Source organism: Chitinophaga sp. (assembly GCF_036566945.1).
Taxonomy (GTDB): Bacteria; Bacteroidota; Bacteroidia; order Chitinophagales; family Chitinophagaceae; genus Chitinophaga.
In genome coordinates this window covers 1-3,605 of sequence record NZ_DATCVJ010000311.1, presented here as the reverse complement: position 1 = coordinate 3,605, position 3,605 = coordinate 1, and the positions used below count along the sequence as shown (strand labels likewise).

The following is a 3,605-nucleotide window of genomic DNA, read 5'->3' as shown; positions in this document are numbered from 1 at the left end:
GATTATGAATTTGGTGGTGGCAATAGTTCCACGAGGCAACTAAGAGGAGCCGGAGAAAATGGAATGCTGGAACAGGCCTGGAACCTTCAATGGGAACATAATAAGAATAGAAAAAGCTATCCACATTCCATCGGTGACCTCACCTGGGCTTTCTACGATGGACTGGCAGGTTGCGTAGTAGGTATCGAAGGCTGGGGCGTGGCAGATATTTTCAGGATTCCCAAATACAGTTATTATTTCTTTAAAAGTCAGCAATCCCCGGTGGTCAATAAAAATGCGATGAATGCCACAGGCCCGGTACTTTTCATTGCCAGCAACTGGGATAAGCCGACCAACGGATCTAAAGTGATTGTTTATAGCAACTGTGATTCCGTTACCTTATCATTGAATGGCCGGAAACTGGGCACGCAAAAGCCCGATATCGGACCGGAAACGTCGCATGAAGGCCGCGGAAATAAACAAGGATTATACTTTAACGGTGGCAACGCCAATAACCTGGATCATCCTCCATTTACGTTTAACCATATCTCGTATGCTCCCGGAACTATTGTGGCTAAAGGCTTCCGCTCAGGCAAGGTGGTAACGCAGCAAAGCGTAACTACAGCGGGAAAGCCCGTTAAAGCAGTGCTGGAAACAGGGATCAATGGCCAACCGTTTAATGCCAGTGGGGATGTGATTTTTGTATATGTGAAATTAGTAGATGAACATAATCATCTGACAGCTACGGCGGATCTTCCGGTAACGCTGCAGGTATCCGGAGCGGCGGAATTATGCAGTCCGGCTACTGTTAAATCAGAAGCAGGCATTGCTACTTTTTTAGTGCGGTCCGGATTAAAAAAAGGTAACGTAATATTGCATGGCACTGCACAGGGCATACATCCCGGCCAGCTGAATGTTAGCACGCGTTGATATATTATTTACTTTGTGGACTTTTTCAGTGGAGCCGAAGGTGAAAAGGGGCATCATTTCCTGCAGCGCGGTCAAACGAAATACTTTTTTTATGATGAATAGGTGGAGAACAGCAGTGATAGGTATCTTTTGGGGCCTGTGCACTTTGAATACATCTGCACAGTCTTCCATTATCCGGGAAGGAAATGCGGATGTGACAATTTTTGATGCGAATTGGCGTTTCGCCCGGTTTGGTACCCAAACAGATGGTACGGTGAAAGCAGAAACAGCGGGATTGGAGCAATCGGGATTTGCAGATGGTGCGTGGGAGCAGTTGGATCTTCCACATGATTGGGCCATCGCCGGTCCATTCAGAATTGAACTCAGCGGAAATACCGGTAAACTGCCCTGGAAGGGAATAGGCTGGTACCGGAAAGCATTTGATATATCAGAGAAAGATAAGAACAAAAGAATTTTGCTGGATTTTGATGGAGCAATGGCATATGCTAAAGTTTGGGTAAATGGTCATTACGTAGGAACATGGCCTTATGGCTACAACTCTTTTCGCATGGACATTACCCCTTACCTGCATTTCGGAGAAAAGAATATAGTGGCAGTAAGACTGGATACAGATAGCTGGGATTCCCGCTGGTATCCGGGTGGTGGATTGTACCGGCATGTGTGGCTGGTGAAAACAGCGCCGGTACACATTGCACATTGGGGCACCTACATTACTACGAGTAACATTTCAGCCAATAAGGCGGATGTAAAGTTGGAGGTGAAGGTAGAAAACCAGGGAACAGCGCCGGTAAAGGCTTTGGTCAGCACTGTTGTTTATACATCACCTGATGGGAAGAAGATAGGAAAGAAAGTAGCGGCTACTCATCCGCAGTCATTGGAGATGCTGGCCGACAGTACCCAGCATATCGATGCCGGACTAACGTTGGTGCATCCTGCGCTGTGGTCGATCGAACACCCGGCATTATACATCGCACAAACAACGGTACGTACACCTGATGGACGGGCAGACGTGTACAACACTGTTTTTGGTATCCGGACACTGGATTTTACGGCGAGAGATGGATTCAGTTTGAATGGCAAGCGTGTTGACATAAAAGGGGTTTGTCTGCATAGTGATATGGGCGCCATTGGCACCGCTATTAACATCACGGCACTGCGTCGCCAGCTGACGATTATGAAAAGCATGGGCTGTAATGCTATACGGACTTCCCACAATCCACCTGCGCCGGAATTACTGGAGCTGGCAGATGAGATGGGATTGCTGGTATGGGATGAGTCGTTTGATGCCTGGAAGCATGGCAAACGTAAAAATGATTATAATAAACTATTCCCCGAATGGCACGAGAGAGACCTGGTAGCGATGGTACACAGAGACCGGAATCATCCTGCGGTGATCATGTGGTCTATTGGCAATGAAGTAATGGATCAGCAGGATGTGCCACTAACAAAGGAACTGGCAGATATTGTACATAGAGAAGATCCGACAAGACCAGTGTCAAATGCATATAACGATCCGGATGGCGGACGCTCCAGCGGCGCCGCTATGGCCCTGGATGTAATGGGCGTAAACTATTTCTTTTCCCAGCAAGCTAAATGGGATCAGGACCCACGATATAAGAACATGCCAACCATGGGTAGTGAAACTTCTTCCTGCGTAAGTTCCCGGGGCGAGTATTTTTTTGGTACGCATTACGACAACTACCAGGTGACTTCCTACGATGTAGCATGGCCAGGGTGGGGCTGTTCACCAGATGAACAGTTCCGCACGAATGCAACATATCCGCACCTGTTAGGTGAATTTGTATGGACAGGATTTGATTACCTGGGCGAACCGACGCCTTTTAATTCTGATGAAACAAATTTGCTGAACTTCAGAACAGATACGGCAAAAAGATTGGAGCTGGAAAAAGCGCTGGAAGAAATACGGAGAAAAAATCCACCTTCCAGAAGCAGCTATTTTGGCATAGTGGATTTATGTGGATTCCCTAAAGACCGGTTCTATAACTATCAGGCACACTGGCGCCCGGACTATCCTATGGCGCACATTATGCCTCACTGGAACTGGCCGGGAAGAATAGATTCTTTGGTGCCGGTGCATGTGTATACCTCAGGTGATAAGGCGGAACTGTTTTTGAATGGCAAAAGTCTCGGCACAAAAGTAAAAAGGCCGGGGATAGATTTCCGCCTGGTATGGGATAGTGTGAAATATCAGCCGGGAGAGCTAAAAGTAGTGACCTACAAAAATGGGAAGTATTGGGCTACGGATGTTGTGAAAACTACCGGAGCCGCCAATGCGTTGTTACTACAGCCAGAAACTAAAACAGTGGCAGGAGACGGCATCGCATTATGTTATATCACCCTGCAGGTGGTAGACAAAAATAACGTGGTGGTGCCAGGATCGCACCCACTGGTGAAATTTTCTATAGAAGGGCCCGGCGAAATCGTGGCGACTGACAATGGAGATGCTACTTCACTGGTATCTTTCAAAAGCAGGGAGCGCATGGCATACAATGGAATGGCGCAGGTCATTATCCGGGCGAAGCAAGGTGCCACCGGTATTATAAAAGTATCGGCAGAAAGTGAGGGAACGTTAAAAAAGGCCGTAGCAACGGTGAACATCAATTAAGCAATATCTCTCCCAAAATATAATTAGCATATAATAAAAACAGCCGGCGCTAAAATAAGCGCCGGCTGTT

At 47.2% G+C, this 3,605-nt stretch carries 2 protein-coding genes; both read left to right on the top strand.

Features of this window, described 5'->3' with window-relative positions; translation table 11 throughout:
• Window positions 1-909, top strand: a 909-nt coding sequence (locus tag VIP81_RS09120) for a DUF4982 domain-containing protein (RefSeq protein WP_331958779.1), incomplete at its 5' end; no start/stop codon positions are given.
• Between the two features lie 91 nt (window positions 910-1,000).
• Window positions 1,001-3,535 carry a beta-galactosidase GalB gene (gene galB, locus VIP81_RS09115; RefSeq protein WP_331958776.1) on the top strand — a complete coding sequence of 845 codons (2,535 nt, stop codon included), beginning with the start codon at window positions 1,001-1,003 and terminating at the stop codon, window positions 3,533-3,535.
• Window positions 3,536-3,605 lie beyond the last annotated feature (70 nt).